At 69.4% G+C, this 23,891-nt stretch carries 17 protein-coding genes; 12 read left to right on the forward strand and 5 right to left on the reverse strand.

The window, feature by feature from the left end; genetic code table 11:
- Positions 1–53: 53 nt before the first annotated feature.
- A complete protein-coding gene (locus tag AS181_RS05595) occupies positions 54–1,364 on the reverse strand; it encodes an NAD(P)/FAD-dependent oxidoreductase (RefSeq protein WP_058250623.1) in 1,311 nt (436 codons plus the stop codon).
- A gap of 75 nt (positions 1,365–1,439) precedes the next feature.
- Here AS181_RS05595 and AS181_RS05600 point away from each other — a divergent pair, with 75 nt between their 5' ends.
- From AS181_RS05600 to AS181_RS05610, 3 genes are read left to right on the forward strand one after another with little or no spacing between them, the layout of a single operon-like run.
- Complete coding sequence (locus tag AS181_RS05600) at positions 1,440–1,961, forward strand: 2Fe-2S iron-sulfur cluster-binding protein (protein WP_055475121.1); 522 nt, start codon at positions 1,440–1,442, stop codon at positions 1,959–1,961.
- Positions 1,958–2,941, forward strand: a complete 984-nt coding sequence (locus AS181_RS05605; RefSeq protein WP_058250624.1) for an FAD binding domain-containing protein — start codon at positions 1,958–1,960, stop codon at positions 2,939–2,941. The genes AS181_RS05600 and AS181_RS05605 overlap by 4 nt, the downstream gene beginning before the upstream one ends.
- Entirely contained in the window at positions 2,938–5,040 is a 2,103-nt protein-coding gene (locus AS181_RS05610; protein ID WP_058250625.1) for a xanthine dehydrogenase family protein molybdopterin-binding subunit, read from the forward strand. Before AS181_RS05605 ends, AS181_RS05610 begins: the two co-directional genes overlap by 4 nt.
- A 21-nt stretch (positions 5,041–5,061) precedes the next feature.
- On the opposite strand, the gene AS181_RS05615 is transcribed toward AS181_RS05610, so the two are convergent.
- Positions 5,062–5,790, reverse strand: coding sequence for a hypothetical protein (locus tag AS181_RS05615; protein ID WP_058250868.1), 729 nt, complete (start codon positions 5,788–5,790; stop codon positions 5,062–5,064).
- Positions 5,791–5,963: 173 nt separating this feature from the next.
- Complete coding sequence (locus AS181_RS05620; protein ID WP_058250626.1) at positions 5,964–6,548, reverse strand: nucleotidyltransferase family protein; 585 nt, start codon at positions 6,546–6,548, stop codon at positions 5,964–5,966.
- Positions 6,549–6,599: 51 nt separating this feature from the next.
- Here AS181_RS05620 and uraD point away from each other — a divergent pair, with 51 nt between their 5' ends.
- Together uraD and uraH are read left to right on the forward strand one after the other, a co-directional pair.
- Positions 6,600–7,103: a 2-oxo-4-hydroxy-4-carboxy-5-ureidoimidazoline decarboxylase gene (gene uraD / locus AS181_RS05625; protein WP_058250627.1), complete on the forward strand. Its 504-nt coding sequence runs from the start codon at positions 6,600–6,602 to the stop codon at positions 7,101–7,103.
- Entirely contained in the window at positions 7,100–7,426 is a 327-nt protein-coding gene (gene uraH / locus AS181_RS05630) for a hydroxyisourate hydrolase (protein WP_058250628.1), read from the forward strand. Before uraD ends, uraH begins: the two co-directional genes overlap by 4 nt.
- Positions 7,427–7,463: 37 nt before the next feature.
- On the opposite strand, the gene AS181_RS05635 is transcribed toward uraH, so the two are convergent.
- A complete protein-coding gene (locus AS181_RS05635) occupies positions 7,464–10,853 on the reverse strand; it encodes a pyruvate carboxylase (RefSeq protein ID WP_058250629.1) in 3,390 nt (1,129 codons plus the stop codon).
- 524 nt (positions 10,854–11,377) lie between these two features.
- Between AS181_RS05635 and AS181_RS05640 the strand changes: the two genes are divergently transcribed.
- The 7 genes from AS181_RS05640 to AS181_RS05670 all read left to right on the forward strand — a co-directional run bounded on the left by AS181_RS05640 (position 11,378) and on the right by AS181_RS05670 (position 21,056).
- Complete coding sequence (locus AS181_RS05640; protein ID WP_058250630.1) at positions 11,378–12,163, forward strand: SGNH/GDSL hydrolase family protein; 786 nt, start codon at positions 11,378–11,380, stop codon at positions 12,161–12,163.
- 113 nt (positions 12,164–12,276) lie between these two features.
- Positions 12,277–13,773, forward strand: a complete 1,497-nt coding sequence (locus tag AS181_RS05645; RefSeq protein WP_058250631.1) for an MFS transporter — start codon at positions 12,277–12,279, stop codon at positions 13,771–13,773.
- Positions 13,774–13,954: 181 nt separating this feature from the next.
- On the forward strand, positions 13,955–14,803 hold the full coding sequence (locus AS181_RS05650; protein ID WP_058250632.1) for an FAD binding domain-containing protein: 849 nt from the start codon (positions 13,955–13,957) through the stop codon (positions 14,801–14,803).
- Entirely contained in the window at positions 14,800–17,565 is a 2,766-nt protein-coding gene (locus AS181_RS05655) for a molybdopterin-dependent oxidoreductase (protein ID WP_058250633.1), read from the forward strand. Before AS181_RS05650 ends, AS181_RS05655 begins: the two co-directional genes overlap by 4 nt.
- 174 nt (positions 17,566–17,739) lie before the next feature.
- Entirely contained in the window at positions 17,740–18,168 is a 429-nt protein-coding gene (locus tag AS181_RS05660; RefSeq protein ID WP_058250634.1) for a DUF7144 family membrane protein, read from the forward strand.
- A gap of 102 nt (positions 18,169–18,270) precedes the next feature.
- Positions 18,271–19,722, forward strand: coding sequence for a hypothetical protein (locus AS181_RS05665; protein WP_058250869.1), 1,452 nt, complete (start codon positions 18,271–18,273; stop codon positions 19,720–19,722).
- A complete protein-coding gene (locus tag AS181_RS05670) occupies positions 19,719–21,056 on the forward strand; it encodes a diacylglycerol/lipid kinase family protein (RefSeq protein ID WP_058250635.1) in 1,338 nt (445 codons plus the stop codon). The genes AS181_RS05665 and AS181_RS05670 overlap by 4 nt, the downstream gene beginning before the upstream one ends.
- A gap of 12 nt (positions 21,057–21,068) precedes the next feature.
- Here AS181_RS05670 and AS181_RS05675 read toward each other — a convergent pair whose 3' ends face one another.
- Entirely contained in the window at positions 21,069–23,849 is a 2,781-nt protein-coding gene (locus tag AS181_RS05675; RefSeq protein WP_058250636.1) for a cation-translocating P-type ATPase, read from the reverse strand.
- Positions 23,850–23,891: the final 42 nt, after the last annotated feature.

A 23,891-nucleotide genomic window follows, 5' to 3' on the forward strand; every position in this document is an offset into this window, starting at 1 on the left:
GGGCCGAATCGACCCGGCGCCGGGAGCGAAGCGAGCGGGCCGAATCTACCCGGTCACTGCCCGTAGGGCTGCCTCGCCGTCTCGGGGCTGCCGTAGGTGATGGCGCGCTCCCGCCGGGTGTCGGTGAGCAGCGTTGCGCCCCACGTCATGACGGTCCCCATCCGGTTGCGGACACCCGCCAGGAAGGCGATGTGGATGACGCCCCAGGCCACCCAGCCGAGGAACCCCGACAGCTGGAGCGGGCCGGACTGGACGATCGCGTGGCGGCGGGCGATGTAGGCCGCGGTACCCAGATCGCGGTATCTGAACGGGGTTCTTTCCTGTTGCCCTGCAACGGTTTCCGCGATCACCGCCCCGGCGTGCCGGCCGCCCTGCATCGCCACCTCGGCGACCCCGGGCAGGTCTCGGTAGGAACTCATGTCGCCGCAGACGAAGATGTCGGGATGGCCCGGGACCGAGAGATCGTCCTCGACCGGTATCCGCCCGCCGTGGTCCTGTTCGACACCCAGCGACCGGGCGAGTGTGGTGGCGAAGGGGACGGCCTCGACGCCCGTCGTCCACAGCGTCGTGCGCGCCGGGTAGACGTTCTTGGTCCCGTCGGCCTTGCGGGTCGTCTCGACGTGGTCCTCTCCGACCCCGGTGACGTGCACGCCGAGGTGGGTCTCGACGCCGAGGTTGTCGAGCGTGCGCTGGGCGCTGGCCGAGAGCCGCGTCGAGAACGACGGCAGCACGCGGTCGCCGCCGTGGAGCAGCAGCACCCGCGCCTGCGCCGGATCGATCGCGTCGAACTCGCGCTCGAGCGCCAGGGTCGCGACCTCCCGGATCTGTCCGGCGAGCTCGACGCCGGTCGGGCCGCCGCCCGCCACCGCGAAGGTGAGCCACGACCGCTGCTCCTCCGGGTCGGTGATCGTCTCGGCCATCTCGAACGCGGCCATGATCTTGCGGCGGATCGACAGCGCGTCATCGAGCGTCTTCATCCCGGGCGCGAACTCCGCGAACGTCTCGTTGCCGCGGTAGGCGGTGCGCATGCCGGCGCCGACCACGAGGTAGTCGTAGCCGAGACGGAACGACGACCCGTCGATGCGGTCGACCGTCAGCTCGTGACCCTCGACGTCGATGGCCGACGCCTCGCCGAGGACGACGTCGAGGTTCTTGTGCCGACGGGTCAGATGCCGAACCGGGCTGGAGATCGCGCCCTCGGACAACAGACCGGTGGCGCACTGGTACAGCAGCGGCTGGAACAGATGGCTGGTCCCGCGGTCGACGATGGTGACGTCGACCGGCTCGTTCTTGAGCCTGCGGGCGCAGTGCATACCCGCGAATCCGGCACCGATCACAACAACTCTGGGTCTCGAGGGGGCCATTCGACCGATTGTTCCAGACATTTCGCGGTTCTCGGCGGGTGTTTACCGCCTCTACGGACGGGTATGCCTCGCGACGTGGAAGCCAAAGTCTCCTTGACCGTGAACGGTGCCGAACACGACGTCGTCGTGGACACGCGAACAACACTGCTCGACGGTCTGCGTGACCGGCTGGGCATCTTCTCGCCCAAGAAGGGATGCGATCACGGCCAGTGCGGTTCGTGCACCGTGCTGGTCGACGGCAGGCGCATCGTCAGTTGCCTGTCCTTCGCCGTCTCCTACGAAGGCAGCGACATCGTCACCGCCGAGGGCCTGGGCGACGGTGACGAGCTACACGACATGCAGCAGGCGTTCATCGACGAGGACGCCTTCCAGTGCGGCTACTGCACCCCCGGCCAGTTGTGCTCGGCCATCGGGATGCTCGACGAGGCGAAACAGGGGTATCCCAGCCACGTCACCGAGGACCTCGACCCGTCGTCGAGCGGCGACGCGAGTCCGCTGGCCGACGACGAGATCCGGGAACGGATGAGCGGCAACCTCTGCCGATGCGCGGCGTACCCGAACATCCTCGCGGCGATCCGACAGGCGGCCGATCGATGATCCCGTTCACCTACGAGCGTGCGACCGACGTCCTCGCCGCCGTGGACTTCCTGCGGGATCACGACGGCGCGAAGCTGATCGCCGGCGGCACCAACCTGGTCGACCACATGAAGCTGGGCGTCGCCGACCCGCCGGCGCTGCTCGACATCTCCCGCCTGCCGCTCGACGACATCACCGAACGGCCGGACGGCTCGCTCCGGCTCGGGGCCACCGGCCGCAACGCCGACACCGCCGCCCATCCCCTTGTCCGGCGCCGCTACCCCGTCCTGGCCCGCGCCCTGCTCTCGGGCGCCTCGCCGCAGTTGCGCAACCTCGCGACCAATGCGGGAAACCTGTTGCAGCGCACCAGATGCGTCTACTTCCAGGACGTCACGACCCCGTGCAACAAGCGGACACCGGGCTCGGGCTGCTCGGCCGTCGGCGGATACACGCGGTATCACGCCATCCTGGGAGCATCCGAGACCTGCGTCGCGACCCACCCCTCCGACATGGCGGTGGCCCTCACCGCCCTCGACGCGCGCATCGTCGTGCAAGGCCCCGACGGCGAGCGCGTGGTGGACATCGGTGACTTCTACCGGCTCCCGGGTGAGCATCCCGAGCGCGACACGGTGCTCGAGCCGCACGATGTCATCGTGGCCATCGACGTGCCACCGCCCCTGCCCGACTCGTCGTCGACCTACCGCAAGGTGCGCGACCGTGCGTCGTACGCCTTCGCGCTCGTGTCCGTCGGGGCCGAGGTGAGCATGGACGGTGACGCCATCGGCGCGACGCGGATCGCGTTCGGCGGTGTCGCGCACAAGCCCTGGCGGGCCGCGCGGGCCGAAGAGGTGCTGCGTGGTCAGCGCCCGTCGACCGAATTGTTCGCCGCGGCAGCCGATGCCGAACTCGGCGAGGCCCGTGCACTCGAGGGCAACGAGTTCAAGGTGCCCCTTGCACGCCGCACCCTGATCGCCACCCTGCGGGAGCTGAGCACTCGATGACCGCGATTGGTACCTCCCACGCCCGCATCGACGGCGCCGACAAGGTGCGCGGCACCGCGCCGTATGCCTACGAGCACCTCACCGAGGCCGCGTACCTGTGGCCGATCACCGCGACCATCGCGCGCGGACGCATCACCGGATTCGACACGACCGCAGCCGAATCGACGCCCGGCGTGCTCTTCGTGCTCACCCCGGACAATGCACCGGAACTGGCCGACACCTCCAGCGGCGACCTCACGATCCTGCAGTCGCCCGAAATCGCCTACCGCGGGCAGCTGATCGGCGCCGTCGTCGCGGAGAGTCCCGAGACGGCACGCGAAGCCGCCTCGGCGGTGACCGTCACCTACGACGAGGACGCCCACGACACCGAGTTCCGCGTCGATCACCCCGACAGCTACCGGCCCGAACAGGTCAACGGCGGGTTCGAGCCCACCTCACAGGACGGCCACCCCGATCGAATCCTTGACGAGGCGGCCAGTACCACCGGCGGGGACACGGTCACGGTCGACCAGTGGTACTCCACCCCGGAGGAACACAACAACCCGATGGAGCCGCACACCGTGGTGGCCACCTGGGATGCGGATGCCGCTGTCCTCACGCTCTACGATTCGACCCAGTCGACCCAGGGCGTGGTGTCCTCGCTGGCGCCGGTGCTGGGTCTCGAACCCGAGCAGATGAGGGTGATCGCGCCGCACGTCGGCGGTGGATTCGGGTCGAAGGGCTCGCCGCACTCGCACGACGTGCTCGCGGCCATGGCGGCCATGCGCCTGCCCGGTCGTCCGGTGAAGTTCGCGGTGACCCGGCAGCACATGTTCGTCTTCGTCGGACACCGCGCGCCCACCCGATCCCGTCTGCGGCTGGCCGCCGATCGCAACGGCCACATCACCGCGATGGTGCACGAGGCGTTCACCCACAGCGCACATGCCGGGGAGTTCGCGGAGCAGGCCGCGGTCACCTCACGATCGATGTACTCGGCCGACCATCGGCGGACCGATCACCACGTCGTCCCCCTCGATGTCCCGGTCCCGTTCTGGATGCGTGCGCCCGGCGAGGCTCCGGGGATGTTCGCCGGCGAGGTCGCCATGGACGAACTGGCCCATGCCCTCGACCTCGATCCGATCGAGTTGCGTGTGCGCAACGAACCGCCCGAGGACCCCGAGACGGGCAACCCGTGGTCGTCGCGGCGGCTGCTCGACTGTCTCCGCGAGGGAGCCCGACGATTCGGCTGGGAGCGGCGTGTGGCGGAGCCGGCGGCCCGCCGAAACGGTCGGCAGCTGGTCGGCCTGGGGGTCGCGTCGTCGACCTATCCCCACATGGTGCAGCCGGGCAACGCGGCGTCGATCACCCATCGCGACGGCCGGTACACGGTCCGGATCGCCGCCACCGACATCGGCACCGGTGCGTGGACGACCCTGAAGATCATCGCCGCCGACGCGCTCGACGTACCCACCGACGTCGTCGACATCGAGATCGGCGACAGCGCGCTGCCCAGCGCGACCGTCGCCGGCGGTTCGTCGGGCACCTCGTCCTGGGGATCGGCCATCGTCACCGCCGCGCATCAGTTCCGTGCACGTTTCGGCGACGATCCGCCTCCGGACGCCGAACTCAGCGCGGAGGCGGCGGACAACCCCGATCTCGAGAAGTTCACCGTGGCCTCGTTCGGCGCGCACTTCGTCGAGGTCGGCGTCGACATCGACACCGGGGAGATCCGCATCCCGCGCATGCTCGGGGTGTTCTCCATCGGCCGCGCCATCAACCCGCGCACCGTCCGTTCGCAACTCATCGGCGGCATGACCTTCGGTATCTCGATGGCGTTGCATGAGGAGAGCGTCCGCGATCACCGGTTCGGACACGTGGTCACGCAGGATCTCGCCGAGTACCACATCCCCGTGCACGCCGACATCGCCGACGTCGACGCGATCTGCCTCGACGACCGCGACGAGCACGCCACCCCGATGGGTTCGCGCGGTGCGGGCGAGATCGGGATCGTCGGCAGTGCCGCCGCGGTGGTCAACGCGATCTACCACGCCACCGGGGTGCGGGTCCGGGACCTGCCGGCGCACCTCGACGATCTGCTCGGCGGACTGCCCGACCAGTAGTCGCCGCCCTGCGGTGCGGAGTCAGGCCGCGCCCGGGTAGCTCGACCACCCCGGTACCGGCTGCTGGGCCGGCCACGGCTCGGTGTCGGCCATCGGCAGCCAGTGCGGCATACCGTCCGGAGTCATTGCGGCGCATGCCTTCTGATCCGGGGTCGGCGTCGGATACAGGGCCGCGAAGTCGTAGCGGGAGGTGTACCAGCCGCCGAACACGTCGGCGCCGGGGGTCCGCTCGCCCCCGCGTGGTGCGGCCGCGGGATCGGTTCCCACGCGGCGGATGTCGATCTCCACCGGCCGCGGGGTGTCGTATCCGACGGTCCACTCGCCGTTCTGCTGCACCGACCGATACCCGTGACGGCACATCACGATTCGCGCCCAACCGTTGTCGTCGACGCGGCGCAAACCCTGATAGAAGGCGGTGCCGACCTCGCGGCCCGAGGTCGACTGGATCGGGGGGTACGCCGTCACCATCTGGTCGATGTTCGACGGCGCGGCGTCGGCGAAACCGGGGTAGCCCCACCGCGCCGACCGTCCGGCGTTGGCGAGTTCGAAGGACTCGGTGAAGGCTCGGACGAAGGTGCCCTCGGCGGACTGCGGATCGAGGACACCGGTCGCGGTCCAGCGGAAGGTGGTGTCGAATCCGGGCGGCAGATGCGCGTCCTGCGCGGCGCGGGCCGGCGGTGTCCGCTCCGGTACGTCGGGCCCGGTGGCGCATGCCGCGAGGCCGGCTCCCACGACGAGCGCGACGAGCATCGCGGTGAGGCGTCGACGACGATCGTGCGCCACGGTGATCACCCGCTTCGACGAGAGTGCGGTCCGTTACCCGGCTATGTCTGCACCCTAGACATGGACGCTTGTCCCACGTGGGATCACCGTGCACCGGAACGGCGACGAGAAGGTCTCGAAATGGGCACGCTGATCCCAGGTCAGGGCCGCTCGTCGATGTCCACGCCGGGCGCCAGATCCCCGCACTCGACGCGGGTCACCGCCCGGGACCGGAGATACACCTGAGCACCCACGTCACCATCGACCACACGCAGAGCCGGTCCGAAATGGTCGGCACCGATGTACACCGGGTGCCCCGGACTGCCGTCGAAGACCGCTCGCGCGAGAAGGGCGCGGTCACCCGATGCCGCGCCCAGGACGCGCGCGACGACGTCGGCGCCCGTGGCCGGGGTGTCGACCACGTGCACCGTCAGCCCCGCCGCGTCCGGTCGTGCCATCGCCCACCGCAGGGCCGCCGCCACCGTGGCGCCGACGCCGTCGGCCCAGTCCTCGACGATCAGCGTCTCGGCACCGGCCGGTGGTTCGACGACCGCGGCGCCCATGGCGACCGTCACCTCGGAGCAACCGCCGTCGCGCAACGCCGCGACCGCCCGCTCGAGCCACTGGCCGTCGTGCGCGAGGATCTTCGGTATCCCGTACCTGGTCCCGGCTCCGGCGGCGAGTACCACACCGAGCACCCGTCCGGCGGGGTCGTCCGGGGGCGCTGTCCCGATGACGTCGTCCATCGCCCCATCTTCCACGCGCCGTCAGCGACCACGCCTCCTAGGCTGGTCATCATGCGGCTCAACGAGATGGACGACGACGAAGCCCGTGCAGCGCTGCGCAGCTGTTGCGCATCGACGGCCTGGATCGAGCGCATGATGCTCGCGCGGCCCTTCGGCGATGTACCCGCTGTGCTCGATGCCGCCGATCGAGCACTGGCCGAGATCAGCGAGGACGACCTCGACGAGGCGCTCGCCGGGCATCCGCGGATCGGCGACCGGCCCGACAACGCCTCGTCGGCGCGCGAACAGTCCGGGGTGGCGGGCTCGTCGGCCTCGGTGCTCGCCGAGCTGAGAGACGCCAATGTCGCCTACGAGGCGCGGTTCGGGCACGTCTACCTGGTCTTCGCGAACGGGCGGCCCGCCGACGAGCTGCTCGCCATCCTCCGGACCCGGATGACCAACGACGCCTCCACCGAACGCCGGGTACTGCGTGCGGAACTGGCGAAGATCAACCGCGCCCGCCTGCTCCGTATGCTGTCGACCGAGCACGCCGCCGACGAAGGGATTTCGAGATGACCGGTCTGTCCACGCACGTCCTCGACGCGGTGTCGGGTTCACCCGCCGTCGGCCTCGAGGTGTCCCTCCAGGATGCGTCGGGGACCGAATTGTCCAGCGGCAGCACCGATTCCGACGGTCGCATCACCGCAGTGAACACCGCGGCGCTCGTCCCCGGGATCTACCACCTCGTCTTCGACACCGGGAACTGGTTCGCCGACAACGACATCAAGGGTTTCTATCCCGAGATCGACGTCTGTTTCGAGATCGACGATCCCGGGCGACATCACCACGTACCGATCCTGTTGAGCCCCTTCGCCTACTCGACGTACCGGGGTAGCTGAACCGGCGGCGGGGCGAGGCGCCCCGCCGCCGATCTGCTCAGCGGATCTCGATCAGCAGATCCCCCGGCGCGACCTGCGTCACCTGTCCGATGGCGAGTCGGGTCACGGTGCCCGCGACCGGGGCGGTGATCGCCGCCTCCATCTTCATCGCCTCGATGGTGCCGATCGTCGCCCCGACGGCGACCTCGTCGCCGACGTCGACCGACAGCGACACGACGCCGGCGAACGGGGCACCGATGTGGTGCGGGTTGGAGCGGTCCGCCTTCTCCGCCGACGCGACAGCCGAGTCGACGGAGTGGTCGCGCACCGCGATCGGACGCAGCTGACCGTTCAGGACGCACATGACGGTCCGCATGCCCTGCTCGTCCGGTTCGCTGACCGCCTCCAGCCCGATGAGCAGATCGACACCGGGTTCGAGTTCGACGCGGTGTTCCTCGCCGTAGCGCAGTCCGTAGAAGAACTGGTTGGCCGAGAGCCTCGACGTGTCACCGTAGGCCTCGTAGTGCTCCTCGAATTCCTTTGCCGGACCGGGGAAGAGCAGGTGGTTGAGCCGGACCTGACGGTCACGACCCGGCTTGTCGAGGATGGCCTCGTCGTCGGCGGACAGTGGGGTGACCTCGGGGGCCGGCGCGCGGCCCTGCAGCGCGAGGGTGCGCAGCGGTTCGGGCCAGCCACCGGGTGGGTCGCCCAGCTCGCCGCGCAGGAAGCCGATCACCGAGTCCGGGATGTCGTAGGAGGCCGGGTCGGCCGCGAAGTCCGAGGCGGTGATGCCGCGGCCGACCAGCGCGAGCGCGAGGTCGCCGACGACCTTCGACGACGGGGTCACCTTGACCAGTCGGCCGAGCATCGAATCAGCGGCGGCGTACGCCTGCTCGACTGCCTCGAACCTGTTGCCCAGCCCGAGGGAGATTGCCTGCTGCCGCAGGTTCGACAGCTGCCCGCCCGGGATCTCGTGGGAGTAGACCCGCCCGGTCGGCGCCGGGAGACCGGACTCGAACGGCGAGTAGACCTTTCGCAGCGCCTCCCAGTACGGCTCGAGGTCGCACACCCGCGCGAGGTCGATGCCGCTGTCCCGCTCGGTGTGGGCGGTCGCGGCGACGATCGCCGACAGCGGCGGCTGGCTCGTGGTGCCCGCCAGCGCGGCACTGGCGCCGTCGACCGCGTCGGCCCCCGCCTGCCACGCGGCCATGTAGGTCGCCAGCTGTCCGCCCGGGGTGTCGTGGGTGTGCACGTGGATCGGCAGATCGAACTCACGCCGCAGCGCCGACACCAGGGTGGTCGCCGCGGGAGCGCGCAGCAGACCCGCCATGTCCTTGATCGCCAGGACGTGCGCGCCCGCCTCCACGATCTGTTCGGCCAGGCGCAGGTAGTAGTCGAGCGTGTAGAGGTCCTCGCCCGGGTCGGACAGATCGCCGGTGTAGCTCATCGCCACCTCGGCCACCGCCGTGCCGGTCTCGCGGACCGCGTCGATCGCGGGTCGCATCGCGTCGATGTTGTTGAGGGCGTCGAAGATACGGAAGATGTCGATGCCGACGTCGGTCGCCTCGGACACGAACGCGGTCGTCACCTTCGTCGGATACGGGGTGTAGCCGACCGTGTTGGCGCCGCGCAACAGCATCTGCAGACAGATGTTGGGGATCGCCTCCCGCAACTGCGCCAGCCGATCCCACGGGTCTTCTTTCAGGAAGCGAAGCGCCACATCGTAGGTCGCCCCGCCCCAGCACTCGACGGACAGCAGTTCGGGGGTCAGCGCGGCCACGTACGGCGCCACGTTGAGCAGCCCGTTGGTGCGCACGCGAGTCGCGAGCAGCGATTGGTGCGCATCGCGGAACGTCGTGTCGGTGATGCCCAGCCGCGGGTTCTCGCGCAGGTCGCGCGCGAACCCCTCGGGTCCGAGCTCCAGCAGACGCTGCCGCGAGCCGTTCGGCGGCGAGGCGAGCACCGAACGCTCGACGGTGGGCAGCTTGTCGCGCGGGTACACCGTGGTGGGCCGCTCACCGTGCGGCTTGTTCACGGTGACGTCGGCCAGGTACGACAGGATCTTGGTACCGCGGTCGGCTGACGAACGCGAGGTCAGCAGACCGGGACGCTCGTCGATGAACGAGGTCGTGACGCGCCCGGCGCGGAAATCCGGATCGTCGAGCACCGCCTGCAGGAACGGGATGTTGGTCGCCACGCCACGGATTCGGAACTCGGCCACGGCGCGGCGCGCACGCCGCACCGCGGTCGGGAAATCCCGTCCGCGACAAGTCAGTTTGACGAGCATCGAGTCGAAGTGGCCACTCACCTCGGCGCCGAGGTTCGCACCGCCGTCGAGCCGGACGCCGGCACCGCCGGGGCTACGGTAGGCGGTGATGCGCCCGACATCGGGCCGGAAGCCGTTGGCGGGGTCCTCGGTGGTGATCCGGCACTGCAGCGCGGCACCGCGGATGCGGATCGTGTCCTGGGTCAGTCCGAGATCCGCCAGCGACTCCCCCGATGCGATGCGCAGCTGCGCGCTGACGAGGTCGACGTCGGTGATCTCCTCGGTCACCGTGTGCTCGACCTGGATACGCGGGTTCATCTCGATGAACACGTGGCGACCCTGTTCGTCGAGCAGGAACTCCACCGTGCCCGCGCACGAGTAGCCGATCGATCGCGCGAAAGCCACTGCGTCCGAGCAGATCTGCTCGCGCAACTCGTCGGAGAGGTTCGGTGCGGGCGCGAGCTCGATCACCTTCTGGTGGCGGCGCTGCAGGCTGCAGTCGCGCTCGTAGAGGTGGATGACGTTGCCGTAGGTGTCGGCGAGGATCTGCACCTCGATGTGCCGCGGGTTGACCACGGCCTGCTCCAGGAACACCGTCGCGTCGCCGAACGCGGCCTCGGCCTCGCGCGACGCGGCCGCGATGGCCTCGGCGAGGTCGGCACGCTCGTCGACGCGGCGCATCCCCCGCCCGCCGCCACCCGCGACCGCCTTGACGAAGACCGGGAACTGCATGTCCTCCGCCGCGGCGAGCAACTCGTCGAGATCCGACGACGGCTCCGAGCTCGCGAGCACGGGGATCCCCGCCGCCTTCGCCGCGGCCACCGCGGTCGCCTTGTTGCCGGTCATCTCCAGGATGTCGGCGCTCGGGCCCACGAAGGTGATGCCCGCTTCCGCGCACGCGGCGGCGAGACCCTGGTTCTCCGACAGGAATCCGTAACCGGGGTAGATAGCATCGGCGCCACACCGGACCGCCGCGCCGACGACCTCGTCGACCGACAGGTAGGCCCGCACCGGATGTCCCGGCACCCCGATCTGGTAGGATTCGTCGGCCTTCAGCCGGTGCACCGAGTTGCGATCCTCGTACGGGAAGATCGCGACCGTGCGCGCGCCCAGTTCGTAGGCGGCGCGGAATGCGCGGATGGCGATCTCGCCGCGGTTGGCGACCAGAACCTTGTCGAACATCGTGGTGTTCTCTTTCTCTCACGCCTGCGCCGGTCCGGCGCGTGCTCAGCGACTCGCACAATCGCGGTGGAGATCGCGCGAACAAACTCCCGGCGGGCACGGATCGACGCGAATGTCCCGACGACGCCGACCCGTTTCCACGGGCAGTTCACGTCGTGATCCTACTCACCGAGACCGGCCGTTCGGCCACCCCCTCACACCGCCTTCGACCCCCTCGGAAACCGTGCTCCCCGACGCCGTCCACCGCGTCGGAAAGGCGGCGGCACGGCACTGTGACGCCTCGGGAAAGGTGATCGAAAACAATTGCCGCGCAATGTACGTGGCACTCATTGCCGCAGTGTTGAGAAATACTCTCCAGCAGGATTCGACAATGAGAGATCCGCAGCGTCGGAAATTCGCGAATGCCGATCGGTCGCTCCGTCGGAATGCCGACCGATCGCTCTGTCACGGGCTCGCTTTGTCGGCCGACGGCGCACGGGATTAGCGTCGTCGGAACCACTCCGATCCGACCGGAAGGCGTTGCCGTGGGCTTCACCCGTTACGTCGCCTTGGGCGACTCGTTCACCGAGGGAGTCGGCGATCCGGACCCGGCCCGACCCAACGGGGTACGCGGGTGGGCCGACCGTGTCGCCGAACAACTCGCCGCCGCGGCGTCCGCCGAGGGCGGGGCGGACTTCGGCTATGCGAACCTGGCCATCCGCGGCCGGTTGCTCGACGAGGTGCTCGCCCAGCAGATCGGCCCGGCGATCGCCCTGGAGCCCGACCTGGTCACCATCTACGCCGGCGGCAACGATCTCATGCGCCCGTCCCTCGACCTCGACGCGATGATCGCGCGGTACGACGAGGCCCTGCGCGACCTGACCGCGACGGGCGCCACCGTCGTCGTCTTCACCGCCTACGACACCGGATGGGCTCCGGTGTTCCGGATGCTGCGTGGACGGGTCGCCATCTACAACGAACTCGTCCGGGCGGTCGCCGAGAAGCACGGTGCACTGATCTGCGACTTCTGGCGGATGACCAACTACGACGACTACCGCATGTGGGACGCCGATCGCCTGCACATGTCGCCGCTCGGTCACGCACAGATGGCCGGCCGGGTCCTCGACCTGCTCGGCGTCGACCACCACATCACGCCCGAGACGATGGCCGCCGCCGCGGTCGCCACCCGGCGGGAGCAGCGGCGTCAGAACGCGGAGTGGGCGCGGACCTTTCTCGGCCCCTGGGTGGTGCGCCGCATCCGCGGAGTCTCGTCGGGCGACGGACTCACTCCGCGCTGGCCCCGTCCCGTCGGCCTGGCCGACCTCGCGTAGCCCGGACGCCGGGGCTTCCCGCCGGGTGCGAACGTTTGCACCCGCGGCCCGCCGGATATCTTGGTCGGGCGGAGGTGTGCACAATCGATCAGCGGAACCAGCGGGATGACGGCGTGACCAGCCGCACCGACGCCGACGGAACGACGGACCGCGCTCCGGACCTCCCGCCCCCCGATCCCACCGCCGAGAAGCCCCACCCGCGGCTCGCGGTGGCCGTGCTCTGCCTCGCCGGCATCGTCGTCGCGTTGATGCAGACGATCATCGTGCCGCTCATCCCTCAGCTCCCCGCGCTGCTGCACGCCGATGCCTCCGACACCACATGGGCGATCACGATCACGCTGCTGCTCGGCGCGGTCGCCACGCCCATCGGCGGGCGGATCGGCGACATGTACGGCAAACGCCTCGCCATCCTGGTCAGTCTCGGCTTCGTCGCAGCGGGTTCCGTGGCCTGCGCGGTCGCGACGTCGCTCCCGCTGTTCATCATCGGCCGCGGTCTCCAGGGGCTGGGTTTCGGCATCGTCGCGCTCGGCATCAGCGTCATGCGCGACATCGTCCCGCCCCGCCACCTCGGCTCGTCGGTGGGAACGATGAGCGCCTCACTCGGCATCGGCGGCGCGCTCGGGCTCCCGGTCGCCGCCCTCATCGCCCAACACGTGAGCTGGCACGCCCTGTTCTGGTCGTGTGCGGGTGCCGCGACGCTGGCCGGTGTCGGCGTGGCCCTCACGGTCCGCTCCACCGCCAAGCCCTCCGGCGGCCGGTTCGACGCGCTCGGCGCCCTCGGACTGACGGTGCTCCTCGTCTGTCTGCTGCTGCCGTTGTCCAAGGGCGCCGAGTGGGGATGGTCCGCTCCGTTGACGCTCGGCCTGTTCGCCGGCTTCCTCGTGTCGCTGGGCGTGTGGGTCCTCGTCGAACTCCGTCGCGACAGTCCGTTGATCGATCTCCGCATCCTGGGCAAGCGCCCGCTGCTGTTGACGAATCTGGCCTCGATCGCGACCGGTTTCGCCTTCTACGCGATGCAACTCATCCCGATCCAGTTGCTGATGGCCCCGACGAACAGCCCGGACGGCTTCGGGTACGACATGGTGCACGCGAGTCTCATCCTCGCGCCCAGCGGCCTGGTCATGTTCGTGTTCTCGCACATCAGCGGTCGCATCAACGCCGTCTTCGGCGCCCGCATCTCCCTCGCCCTGGGCGCGGTCGTCATCGGCATCGGCTACGTGATCTTCATCGTCGGGATCGCCGGCCCGTGGGACCTCACCTGGATCCACATGATGGTCATCGCCTGCTGCATCGGCGCCGGCCTCGGCATCGCCTACTCCGCGATGCCGGCGCTCATCATGCAATCGGTGAGCGTTGAGCAGACCGGCGAGTCCAACGGCGTCAACGCCCTCATGCGGATCATCGGCACCTCGACGGCCGCCGCCGCGGTCGGCATGCTGCTGACGTGGTCGATGATCTCGGTTCCCGTCGCCGACGGCACCGCGATCGAGGTGCCGACCGCCGAGGGCTACCTGTGGGCGTCGGCCATCGCCCTCGTCATGAGTGCGATCGCCGCCGTGGTCGCCTTCGCGATTCCCGCGCACGGCCGCAGCACCGAGACCCCGGTCTGACGACCCGGTCACCTGCGGGCCGGGTCGCCGGCCCACGAGATGCGGACCGTACCGGATGCACGTAGCGTGACGCCGTGCTTCTCTCGACGTCGATCTCCGCGATCCGCTCCGACGGGCGCATCGGCCTCGTACGGTGGGAGCCACCCACCGCCGCATCCCGCCTCCTCGACAAGGCACGCTGATGGACCTCACCGCCGTCTCCCACTACCGGTTCGCGCGCACGCGGGATGAGGCGTTCCCCGCCCCCGGCGAACAGATCGTCGCCGGGGGCACCTGGGTGTTCTCCGAGCCGCAGCCGGCGACCACGGGACTCGTCGACCTGAGCGAGATGGGTTGGGCACCTGTCGAAGACCTCCCGGGAGGTGGTCTCCGGATCGCGGCCACCTGCACAATCGCCGAACTCGTCGCACTCCCCCCGCGCCCCGGCTTCGTGGCCCACCCGATGTTCGCGCAGTGCGCGAACGCACTGCTGGCGTCGTTCAAGATCTGGAACATGGCGACCGTCGGCGGCAACATCTGCCGGTCGTACGCCGCGGCGTCGATGGTCTCGCTGGCGGTCGGGCTCGACGCGACCGCCCACGTGTGGAGTCCCGATGGCACCGACCGCGATCTACCCGTCGCCGAGCTGGTCATCGGCAACGGCATCAACCTCCTCGCACCGGGAGAAGTCCTGCGCGCCATCGACTTCCCCGCCCACGCGTTACGCGCCCGCACCTCCGTGCGCAAGATCGCCCTCGCCGAGCTCGGTCGCTCGGGGGCCGTGGTGACCGGGCGGGTCGACGACGACGGCGCCGCCATCTTCGGGATCACCGCGGCCACCGAATGGCCGACTGTGCTGCGCTACAACGGGTTACCGACCCGCGACGCGCTGCACGACGACATCGTCGCGGCAAGTGGCTATTACACCGACGCACTGGGTTCGGCCGACTGGCGCCGCGGCGTCTCGGCGGTGCTGGGCGAGGAGATCCGCACGGAGTTGTCGTCGGCGACGAACGGAATCAAGGACATGGGATTCGGAGCCGGCGCATGAGATTCGAGGTCAACGGAGAGTCGCTCGACGCCGAACCCGCTGCGGGACAGTGCCTTCGGATGCTTCTTCGCGAACACGCGCACTACGAGGTCAAGAAGGGCTGCGACGCCGGCGACTGCGGGGCGTGCTCGGTGCTCGTCGACGGACAACCCGTGCACTCCTGCATCTATCCCGCTCACCGCGCCGCCGGGAAGTCGGTGACGACGGTGGCCGGGCTCGGCACCCCCGACGACCTGCACCCCGTCCAGCAGTCATTCGTCGACAACTTCGGATTCCAGTGCGGTTTCTGCACCGCGGGAATGATCGTGACCGCCTCCACCGTCACCGCCGAGCATCTCTCCGACCTGCCGCGGCGGATGAAGGGAAACCTGTGCCGCTGCACCGGTTACCGCTCCATCCGGGACGCGATCACCGCGGCCGCCACGGGCACCGCGTCCCCCGCTGCGCCCGCGGAGCCCGCGCAACGGCCACTCGTGGGCGAGTCGGTCGCTCCGCTCGCCGCCCGGCGCGTGGTGACCGGGACCGAGCCGTACACCTTCGACGTCCCCACGCCCGGGACGTTGCACATCCACGTACTCGGTTCGCCGCACGCGCACGCACGGATCACCGCCATCGACACCACCGACGCCGCCGCGCTACCCGGCGTCGAGCTGATCCTCACCCACGAAAACGTCTCCACTCCGCGGTTTTCCACGGGACGCCACGAGAGCCGCCTCGAGGATCCCGACGACACACTCGTCTTCGACCCGGTGGTGCGATTCGTCGGTCAGCGGGTCGCCGCGGTGGTCGCGTCGTCCCCAGCGGTCGCCGACCAGGCCCTGGCGCTCATCGACGTCACCTACGAAGTGCTCCCCGCGGTCTTCGACCCGGAAGAGGCCAGAAGCCCCGGAGCCCCACTGCTGCATCCCGATCGCACTCCCGCCGACCGGGTCGCCGAGGCCCATCGGAACGTCATCGCCACCTTTCACGAGGGGTTCGGCGGTGACGTCGACGCCGCACTCGCCGCATCGTCGGCGACTGTGCACGGCACCTGGTCCAGTGGGCGGGTCTCGCACGCCCAGTTGGAGACCCACGGGTCGATCGGGTGGTTCGACGAACACGGGCGCCTCGTCATCCGGACCAGCACCCAGGTCCCGTTCCTGGTCCGCAACGAGCTCGCGCTCCTCTTCGATCTGCCGCCGGAGCGTATCCGGGTCTTCAGTGCCCGGGTGGGCGGTGGATTCGGCGGCAAGCAGGAGATGCTGACCGAGGACCTCGTCGCCCTGGCCGTGCTCCGCACCGGCAAACCCTGCGCCTACGAGATGACCCGCACCGACGAACTGACCCGGACCACGTACCGGCACCCGATGCGGGTCACCGTCGACGTCGGAGCCGACGCGGACGGCAGGCTCACCGGCCTGCGCGTGAACCTGTTGTCGGACACCGGCGCCTACGGCAACCACGCGATCGGCGTGATGTTCCACGCGTGCGCGGAATCGGTGTCGGTGTACAACTGCCCGGTGAAGCGCCTCGACGCGGAGGTCGTCTACACCAACAACCCGCCGTCCGGCGCGTTCCGGGGTTACGGCCTCGGCCAGGTGGTCTTCGCCGTGGAGAGCGCGATGGACGAACTCGCGATCGAACTCGGCATCGACCCGTTCGAATTCCGACGCCGCAACGCCGTCGCCGACGGCGATCCCCTCCTCATCGCACGCGCCGAACCCGAGGTCGACCTGGTCTACGGCAGTTACGGACTCGACCAGTGTCTCGATCTGGCCGAGCGTGCATTGCACGCCGGCAACGGGGTCGAGGCACCGTCGGGAGACCGCTGGCGCGTCGGCGAGGGCATGGCCATCGCCGCGATCGCCACCATGGCCCCGCGCGGGCACTTCGCCGACGTCACCGTCGCGGTCGACGCCGCCGGCACGTACCACGTGGGCGTGGGCACCGCCGAATTCGGCAACGGCACGACCACGGTCCACGCCCAGATCGTCGCCACCGCGCTGTCGACCGGACTGGACCGGGTCTCGCTGTGGCACGGCGACACCGACGCCGTCGTGCACGACACCGGGGCGTTCGCCTCGGCGGGCACGACCGTGGCCGGGAAGGCGCTGCACTCAGCATGTCTCGCGTTGCGTGACACCCTTGTCGACGCCGCGGCGCAGCTCACCGGAACGGACCCGGCACAGGTCGGCCTCGGCGTGGAGGGCGCGCTCGTCGACGGCCGGATCGTCGGGTTCGCCGATCTCATCGGCGCTGTCGACCCGTCGAACCGGGTCGAGCACCCCGCGGGACCGCGCGCCGTCGCCGCGGGCGCCGAACGCGGGGAGATGCGGTCCATCGCGTTCAACGTGCAGGCCTTCCGCGTCGCGGTCGACACCGAGACAGGCACCGTCCGCATCCTGCAATCGGTGCACGCGGCCGACGCGGGCACCGTGATGAACCCCGAGCAATGTCGCGGCCAGGTGGAAGGTGGTGTCGCGCAAGGCATCAGCACCGCGCTCTACGAGGAGATCATGATCGACGAGGCCGGACGGCCGATCACGAACGTCTTCCGGGTGTACCGCGTCCCGCAGATGGCCGACATACCCGTCACGGAGGTCTACTTCGCCGAGACCAGCGACGAACTCGGCCCGTTCGGCGCCAAATCGATGAGCGAGTCACCGTACAACCCGGTCGCGCCGGCGCTCGCGAACGCCATCCGTCGCGCACTCGGGAGCCGGCCCGTCGAGACGCCGATGTCACGCGACCGCATCTGGCGACTCGTTCGGCAAGAGACCTGACCCTTTTTCGTTAGCAATGCGCATCGGTTTGCGCGGCAACGGCATCGAGTTCCGGCACATGGTCACAATTCTGGGCCCGCTCTCGCCGAAACGGTTGCGGGGCGGCATGACTCGTAGGACACTCCCCCTGTACAGGTAGTCCACAGTCAAGGTTGTCCAGAGAAGGGCGTCGTCATGACTCACACCGCACCCACCCACGAGAACAACCGTCCATCCACCTCACAGAACATCGCCGCGGGGACCTCCATCGGCGCCGCGATCATCCTCATCGTCCTCGGTGTCATCCAGCTCTTCCAAGGCATCGCCGCGGTCGCCGAAGACGAGGTCTTCGTCCGCGGCGTCGAGTATGTCTACAAACTCGACTTCACCACGTGGGGCTGGATTCACATCGCCCTCGGGGCCGTGATGGCCGGCGTCGGCATCGCACTCGTCACCGGCGCGACCTGGGCGCGGTTCACCGCGATCGTGATCGCCGGCCTGTCCATCATCGCCAACTTCCTGTGGTTGCCCTACTACCCCTGGTGGTCGATCCTGATCATCGCCCTCGATATCGTGGTCATCTGGGCCGTCTCCACCTGGCAGCCGAAGGCCGAATACCGCTAGATCCCGACCCACGCTCCACCGTCGAGGCGCCCCTCGGCGGTGGAGCGCGTTCTGTCAGCACCGGAACCCCAGACGATCAGCGGCCGGAAGGGCGGCGTCGAGATGACCACGGACACCAACGGACAGAGCGCGGAGCCGAGCGTCGGCATCACCGACTCCGAGCGCGCCGAACTCGAACGACTACGAGCCGAGGTCGCGCGCCTGCGCGACGCGACCGGCACCGGGCCGGCCACCAAGACCCCCGACCCGACCCGGCGGAACCGGTGGCGCTGGTTCGCCGTCGCGGTCCTGTGCATCCTCGTCGCCGTACTCGCCATCACCTCGGTGACATCGCGGTTCGTCCGCGGCGAGATCCTCGACACCGACCGCTACGTCAGCACCGTCGCTCCGCTCGCCTCGGATCCCGCAGTGCAAGCCGAGATCTCGAACACGATCACCGATGAGATCTTCAGTCGCATCGACGTCGAGGGACTCACCGCGGCGGCGCTGACGACCCTGACCGACGCGGTTCCGGCCACCGAGAACGCACCACGCGTCGACCGGGCGGTCGAGGGTCTCGCTCCCGTCCTGGCCGGCCAGGCCCGCGGCTTCGTGCAACAGACCGTGTCGTCGTTCGTCGCCAGCGATCAGTTCGAATCCCTGTGGCTGCAGGCGAATCGGGCCGCACACACCGCCCTTGTCGCGGTCGTGACCGGTGACGTCGGACCGTCGTCGGTGACCGTGGACGACTCCGGCACCGTCAGCATCTCGCTCGGTACCGTGATCGACAACGTCAAGGCACGCCTCCTCGACCGCGGCTTCACCTTCGCCGAGAAGATCCCCGCCGTCGACAAGCAGTTCGTCCTGTTCCGCTCACCCGAACTGGTCCGCGCCCAGCGTGCCGTCTCGGCACTCGACACCGCCGCCGACGTCCTGCCCTGGCTGACGATCGCGCTCGCCTTCGCCGCCGTGGCCGTCGCACCCCGCGGTCGGCGTCTGCGGGCCCTCTCGCTCGCCGGACTGTCACTCGTCCTCGCCATGCTCGTCCTCGCCATCGCGTTGCTGATCGGCCGAGCGCTCTATCTCGACGCGATGCCGCCCGACATCCTCGCCCCGGATGCCGCGGCCGCCACCATCGACACGGTGCTCGATCCGCTGCGGTTGGCGCTGCGTGCCGTGGCGGTCCTCGGGCTCGTGGTCGCCGTCGGGGCCTACCTGCTGGGCGGGTCCGCCTCGGCCACGGCCGTCCGGCGCGGATTCGGCCACGGACTCGACTCGGTGCAGCGGATACGACGCTCGCGGCCGCCGAATGCCTTCGAGGAAAGCCTGTTCCGCGCGCGAATCGCGTTGCGCAGCGCGATCATCGGCATCGCGGCGCTGCTGCTCGTCTTCTGGAGCTATCCGACCGGTCTGGTGGTCCTCCTCATCGCCGTCTTCGGACTCCTCGCCCTCCTGATCCTCGAACTCGTGATCAGGCCGGCGAAGGACTGGGCCGCCCAGGACCGGAGCGAGGAGTCGGATCCGCCGGATCAGCAGACGCCCGATGAGGCGACGCCGGCCATCGAGACGGTATGAGTCAGGCGTCGGTCGCCGCCGAGGTCGCGCCGCCCACGACACGCAGATGGTGGGCGCGCGCGGCCATGGCGCTGGCCGTCGCCGCGATCCTGCTCCCGGTGGCCGCCGCCGGCCTCCTCCGCCTGCTGGGCCTCCTGGCGATCTGTGGTGTCTGTGCCGTCGTCATCGTCGCCGCGGTGTACTGGTTCCTCATCAGCCGTGGTGTCCTCCGCATCGTCTCGGCCGCTCTCGCGGTCCTGCCGGTGGCGGTTCTCGTGGTGTTCCTCCTTCGCGAGCGACAGCTCTGGGTCGTGATCGCCGCCGCGCTGCTGGCGGCCGCCGCGGTCGGATGCGGTCGGCGCGCGCTGCGGCCGTCCCGCATCGACTCCCTGATGCCCGAACACCCGGCGCCGGACGTCCACCGCCCGTTCATCATCATGAACCCGCGTTCGGGTGGCGGGAAGGTCGTCCGATTCGATCTGCAGCGCAAGGCCGAATCCCTCGGCGCCGACGTCGTGCTGCTCGACGGGCCGGTGGAGATCGACGTGGAGCAATTGGCACGGGACGCGGTGGCGCGCGGGGCCGACCTGCTCGGTGTCGCAGGCGGCGACGGCACCCAGGCCCTCGTCGCCGGAGTCGCGGCCGAGGCGGGCGTCCCCTTCCTGGTCATCAGTGCCGGCACCCGAAACCACTTCGCGCTCGATCTCGGGCTCGACCGCCAGGACCCCGCCCGGTGTCTCGACGCGCTGCGCGACGGCGTCGAGTTCCATGTCGACCTCTGTCACATCAACGGTCGGCCGTTCGTCAACAACGCGTCGTTCGGCATCTACGCCGAGGTGGTCCAGAGTCCGCAGTATCGAGATGACAAGACACGCACGGTGTTACGCATGCTTCCCGACCTCCTGGGGAGAGGGACGAGGTCGGGTCTGCGGGCCGTCATCGGCAGCGAGACCGTCGCCGATCCACAGGCCGTCCTCGTCAGCAACGGCCCCTATGCCACCAACGACGTGGCCGGGCTCGGTCGCCGCACCCGCATCGACGAGGGACGGCTCGGGGTCGTCACCGTCTCGGTGTCCGACACCCGGCAGGCCGTCGGCCTCCTGCGGCGCACCCACGACCGCGGACTCGTCCAGCGCATCGCCACCGAGGTGACCGTCGACGCCGACGCCGAGGTCATCCCGGTCGGGGTCGACGGCGAATCGTTGCAGCTCACGACGCCGGTGCTATGCACGATCACGCCCGGTGCGCTGCGCGTCCGCGTCCCACGGCACCGCCCCGAGACCCGGGTCGCGCCACCGCAACTGGACTGGCTCCAGCTGTGGTACCTGGCGTGGAACCCACACCGGGCCTCGTAGCCGCCCGTTCGGTCAGCGAAGAGCTCGCCGGGGTGCCACCGCTTCCACGGCCGAGATCGCGGACACCGCCGGACTCCGGCGACGTCGCACCCACTTCTCCGCCTCCACCACGACGGGGATGATCAGCGACCATCCGATGCAGGCGAGCCACTGGCCGCCGGTCAGCGAGGTCGTCTGCAGCAGGTCTTGCAGAAATCCGAGCTCCACCGCGAGCACGGTGACGATGATCGGGATCGACAGGATCTTCACGGCGTTGACGATCGGCGGTGTGAGGCCCGACTCCGGATCGCGCCGCATCACCAACCCGGCGAACACCGAACCCAGGGACAGCACCACGAAGCCCATGGTCATCGGGACGTTCGGTTCGGTCGGGCTCATCGGACCGGGCGCAACCATCATCGCGACGAAGGTCACCGCGAACTGCAGGACCCCGTAGGCGAACCACTGCACGAACGACGCGCGATTCGTGATCGGCTGTTTCGGGTCCCGTGGTGGTTTGGCCATCAGATCCGGTGCCGGCGGGTCCTGCATGATCACGATCACCGGGAACAGGGTGATGAAAAAGTGCTGGAAGACCACCATCAGCGGCGCCAGCGCGACGCCCTCGTTGATGTCGAAGATGCTCGCGACCAGGAACAGGAGCACCAGTGAGAACAGCTTGGACATCTGGTAGCGGATGTAGGCGACGATCTTGTCGTAGACGCTGCGCCCCAGGCGGATCGCGGTGATCAACGTCCCGAAGTTGTCGTCGGTGAGGATCAGCTTGCCGGCCTGCTTGGTGACCTCACTGCCCGAGCCCATCGCCACCCCGATGTCGGCCTTCTTCAGCGCGGCCGCGTCGTTGACCGCGTCGCCGGTCATCGCGACGACCGCGCCCTGGCGCTGCATCACGTCGGCGAGCCGGAGTTTGTCCGACGGCGTGACACGCCCGAACACATGCAACCGCGGAAGCGCCTCGGCGAGTTCCTCGTCGGACATCGCGGCGAGTTCGGTACCGCTGATGGCCCCGGGCCCGAGTCCCAGCTGCGCACCGATCGCCGACGCGGTTCCCGTGTGGTCCCCCGTGATCATCCGCACATCGATCCCCGCGGCGTGCGCCGTGCGGACGGCGTCGACGGCCTCGGCACGCAACGGGTCGATGATCCCGACCATCCCGACGAAGACGAGATCGTCCACGAACGACATCGGGTCGGCGGTCACCTCGTCCTCCCGGCCGTCGAGCACGCGCGCGGCGAAGGCCAGCACACGTAGGCCCTCGGCCGACATCTGCTCGTTGGCCGCCTCGATCTCGGCCCGGACCTCCGCCAGCTCCACCCTCTCCCGTCCGGGGCGGAACGCCCAGCGGCAGCGGTTCAGCACGACATCCGGACCGCCCTTGACCATCTCGACGAAACGGACGGTGCCGTCCACCGGCAGCCGGTGGAACGTCGCCATGAACTTGTAGGCCGAGTCGAATGGAACCTCGGCGAGACGGGGATAGGTCTGGCGGGTGAGCGGCGCGTCGACCCCCATCTTGGCTGCCAGCACGATCAGCGCCGCCTCGGTCGGATCGCCGATGACGGCGCCGGCGTCCGACACGGTGGCGTCGCTGTCGAGGCACAGTCCGTACGCGAGCATGGTGAAATCGGGAACCGGCTCGCCCGCCGCCTGGGTGATGCTCCCGGTCTTGCCGTAGCCCTCACCGTCGACGGCGAACCACTGACCGTGGAAGTACAACGAGCGCACCATCATCTGGTTCATGGTGAGTGTCCCGGTCTTGTCCGAGTTGATCAGACTCGTCGCGCCGAGCGTCTCCACGTCGGTGAGGTTCTTGACGACCGCCTTGGCATCCGCGAGCTGCCGGGCCCCGAAGGCGAGCATCGCCTGGACGAAAGTGGGCAGACCGGAGGGTATCGCCGAGATGCCCATCGAGATACCGAGCAGCATCACCGTCGCCAGGTCTTGTCCGCGCACCAGCCCGATCACCACGATGATCGCCACGGCGGTCCAGGCGATCACGCCCAGGATCTTGGTGAGTGAATCCAGCTCGCGCTGCAGGGGTGACCGCTGTGGAGCGATCGCCGACAGCATCGACGCGATCTGTCCCATCTGCGTCCGCATCCCGGTCTCGGTGACGACCATCGTCGCCGTGCCGCGGGTGACCGAGGTGTTCTGGAAGAGCATGTTGCTGCGGTCACCCAGGGCCAGCTCGACATCGGTGAGCGCGGCGGGGTCCTTCGGGATCGGCGCGCTCTCGCCGGTCAGCGCGGCCTCCTGCGTCTCCAGCGTGGCGGCCCGCACCAGACGTCCGTCGGCCGGCACCAAGTCGCCGGCTTCGAGCTGCACGATGTCCCCGGGAACGAGTTGCGCCGCGGGAACTTCCACCAGGACTCCACCCCGGACCACGCGGGCCTGCGGAACCTGAATCCGCGCCAGGGCGTCCACGCTGGCCCGGGCCTTCAGCTCCTGCCGAGTGCCCAGCACCAGGTTGAGCACCACCAGGGCGGCGACCACCAGCGCGGTCGAGACCTCCGCGATCACCAGGCTGACGATCACCACGGCGATCAGCATCAGGTTCATCGGATCCTTGAGCTGCAGCAGCACCAGTGCAGCCACCGACGGGGCCGGTTCCGCGGCGATCACGTTGTCGCCGAACCGCGTCCGTCGGTCGTCGATCTCGGCCGACGACAGTCCACCGGTGCTGTCGGACTCGAGCGCCGACACGACGGATTCGACGTCCTGGACGTGCCAGGCCGGTGCGGGGGCGTCGTCCTCCCGACGTTCCGGTGACGACGGCGGGCGTGCGATGGCCATACAACTCTCCTGCCTCGGGCTCGGGCGGTGTCGTGACTACTC

This window comes from Gordonia sp. SGD-V-85 (assembly GCF_001456905.1).
Classification (GTDB): Bacteria; Actinomycetota; Actinomycetes; order Mycobacteriales; family Mycobacteriaceae; genus Gordonia; species Gordonia hongkongensis.

What these genes read in the sequence shown, in the direction of transcription:
- AS181_RS05595 (WP_058250623.1), bottom strand. Translation starts at nt 1,364, where the DNA reads ATGGCCCCCTCGAGACCCAGAGTTGTTGTGATCGGTGCCGGATTCGCG.
- AS181_RS05605 (WP_058250624.1), top strand. Translation starts at nt 1,958, where the DNA reads ATGATCCCGTTCACCTACGAGCGTGCGACCGACGTCCTCGCCGCCGTG.
- AS181_RS05610 (WP_058250625.1), top strand. Translation starts at nt 2,938, where the DNA reads ATGACCGCGATTGGTACCTCCCACGCCCGCATCGACGGCGCCGACAAG.
- AS181_RS05615 (WP_058250868.1), bottom strand. Translation starts at nt 5,790, where the DNA reads ATGCTCGTCGCGCTCGTCGTGGGAGCCGGCCTCGCGGCATGCGCCACC.
- AS181_RS05620 (WP_058250626.1), bottom strand. Translation starts at nt 6,548, where the DNA reads ATGGACGACGTCATCGGGACAGCGCCCCCGGACGACCCCGCCGGACGG.
- uraD (WP_058250627.1), top strand. Translation starts at nt 6,600, where the DNA reads ATGCGGCTCAACGAGATGGACGACGACGAAGCCCGTGCAGCGCTGCGC.
- uraH (WP_058250628.1), top strand. Translation starts at nt 7,100, where the DNA reads ATGACCGGTCTGTCCACGCACGTCCTCGACGCGGTGTCGGGTTCACCC.
- AS181_RS05635 (WP_058250629.1), bottom strand. Translation starts at nt 10,853, where the DNA reads ATGTTCGACAAGGTTCTGGTCGCCAACCGCGGCGAGATCGCCATCCGC.
- AS181_RS05650 (WP_058250632.1), top strand. Translation starts at nt 13,955, where the DNA reads ATGGACCTCACCGCCGTCTCCCACTACCGGTTCGCGCGCACGCGGGAT.
- AS181_RS05655 (WP_058250633.1), top strand. Translation starts at nt 14,800, where the DNA reads ATGAGATTCGAGGTCAACGGAGAGTCGCTCGACGCCGAACCCGCTGCG.
- AS181_RS05660 (WP_058250634.1), top strand. Translation starts at nt 17,740, where the DNA reads ATGACTCACACCGCACCCACCCACGAGAACAACCGTCCATCCACCTCA.
- AS181_RS05665 (WP_058250869.1), top strand. Translation starts at nt 18,271, where the DNA reads ATGACCACGGACACCAACGGACAGAGCGCGGAGCCGAGCGTCGGCATC.
- AS181_RS05670 (WP_058250635.1), top strand. Translation starts at nt 19,719, where the DNA reads ATGAGTCAGGCGTCGGTCGCCGCCGAGGTCGCGCCGCCCACGACACGC.
- AS181_RS05675 (WP_058250636.1), bottom strand. Translation starts at nt 23,849, where the DNA reads ATGGCCATCGCACGCCCGCCGTCGTCACCGGAACGTCGGGAGGACGAC.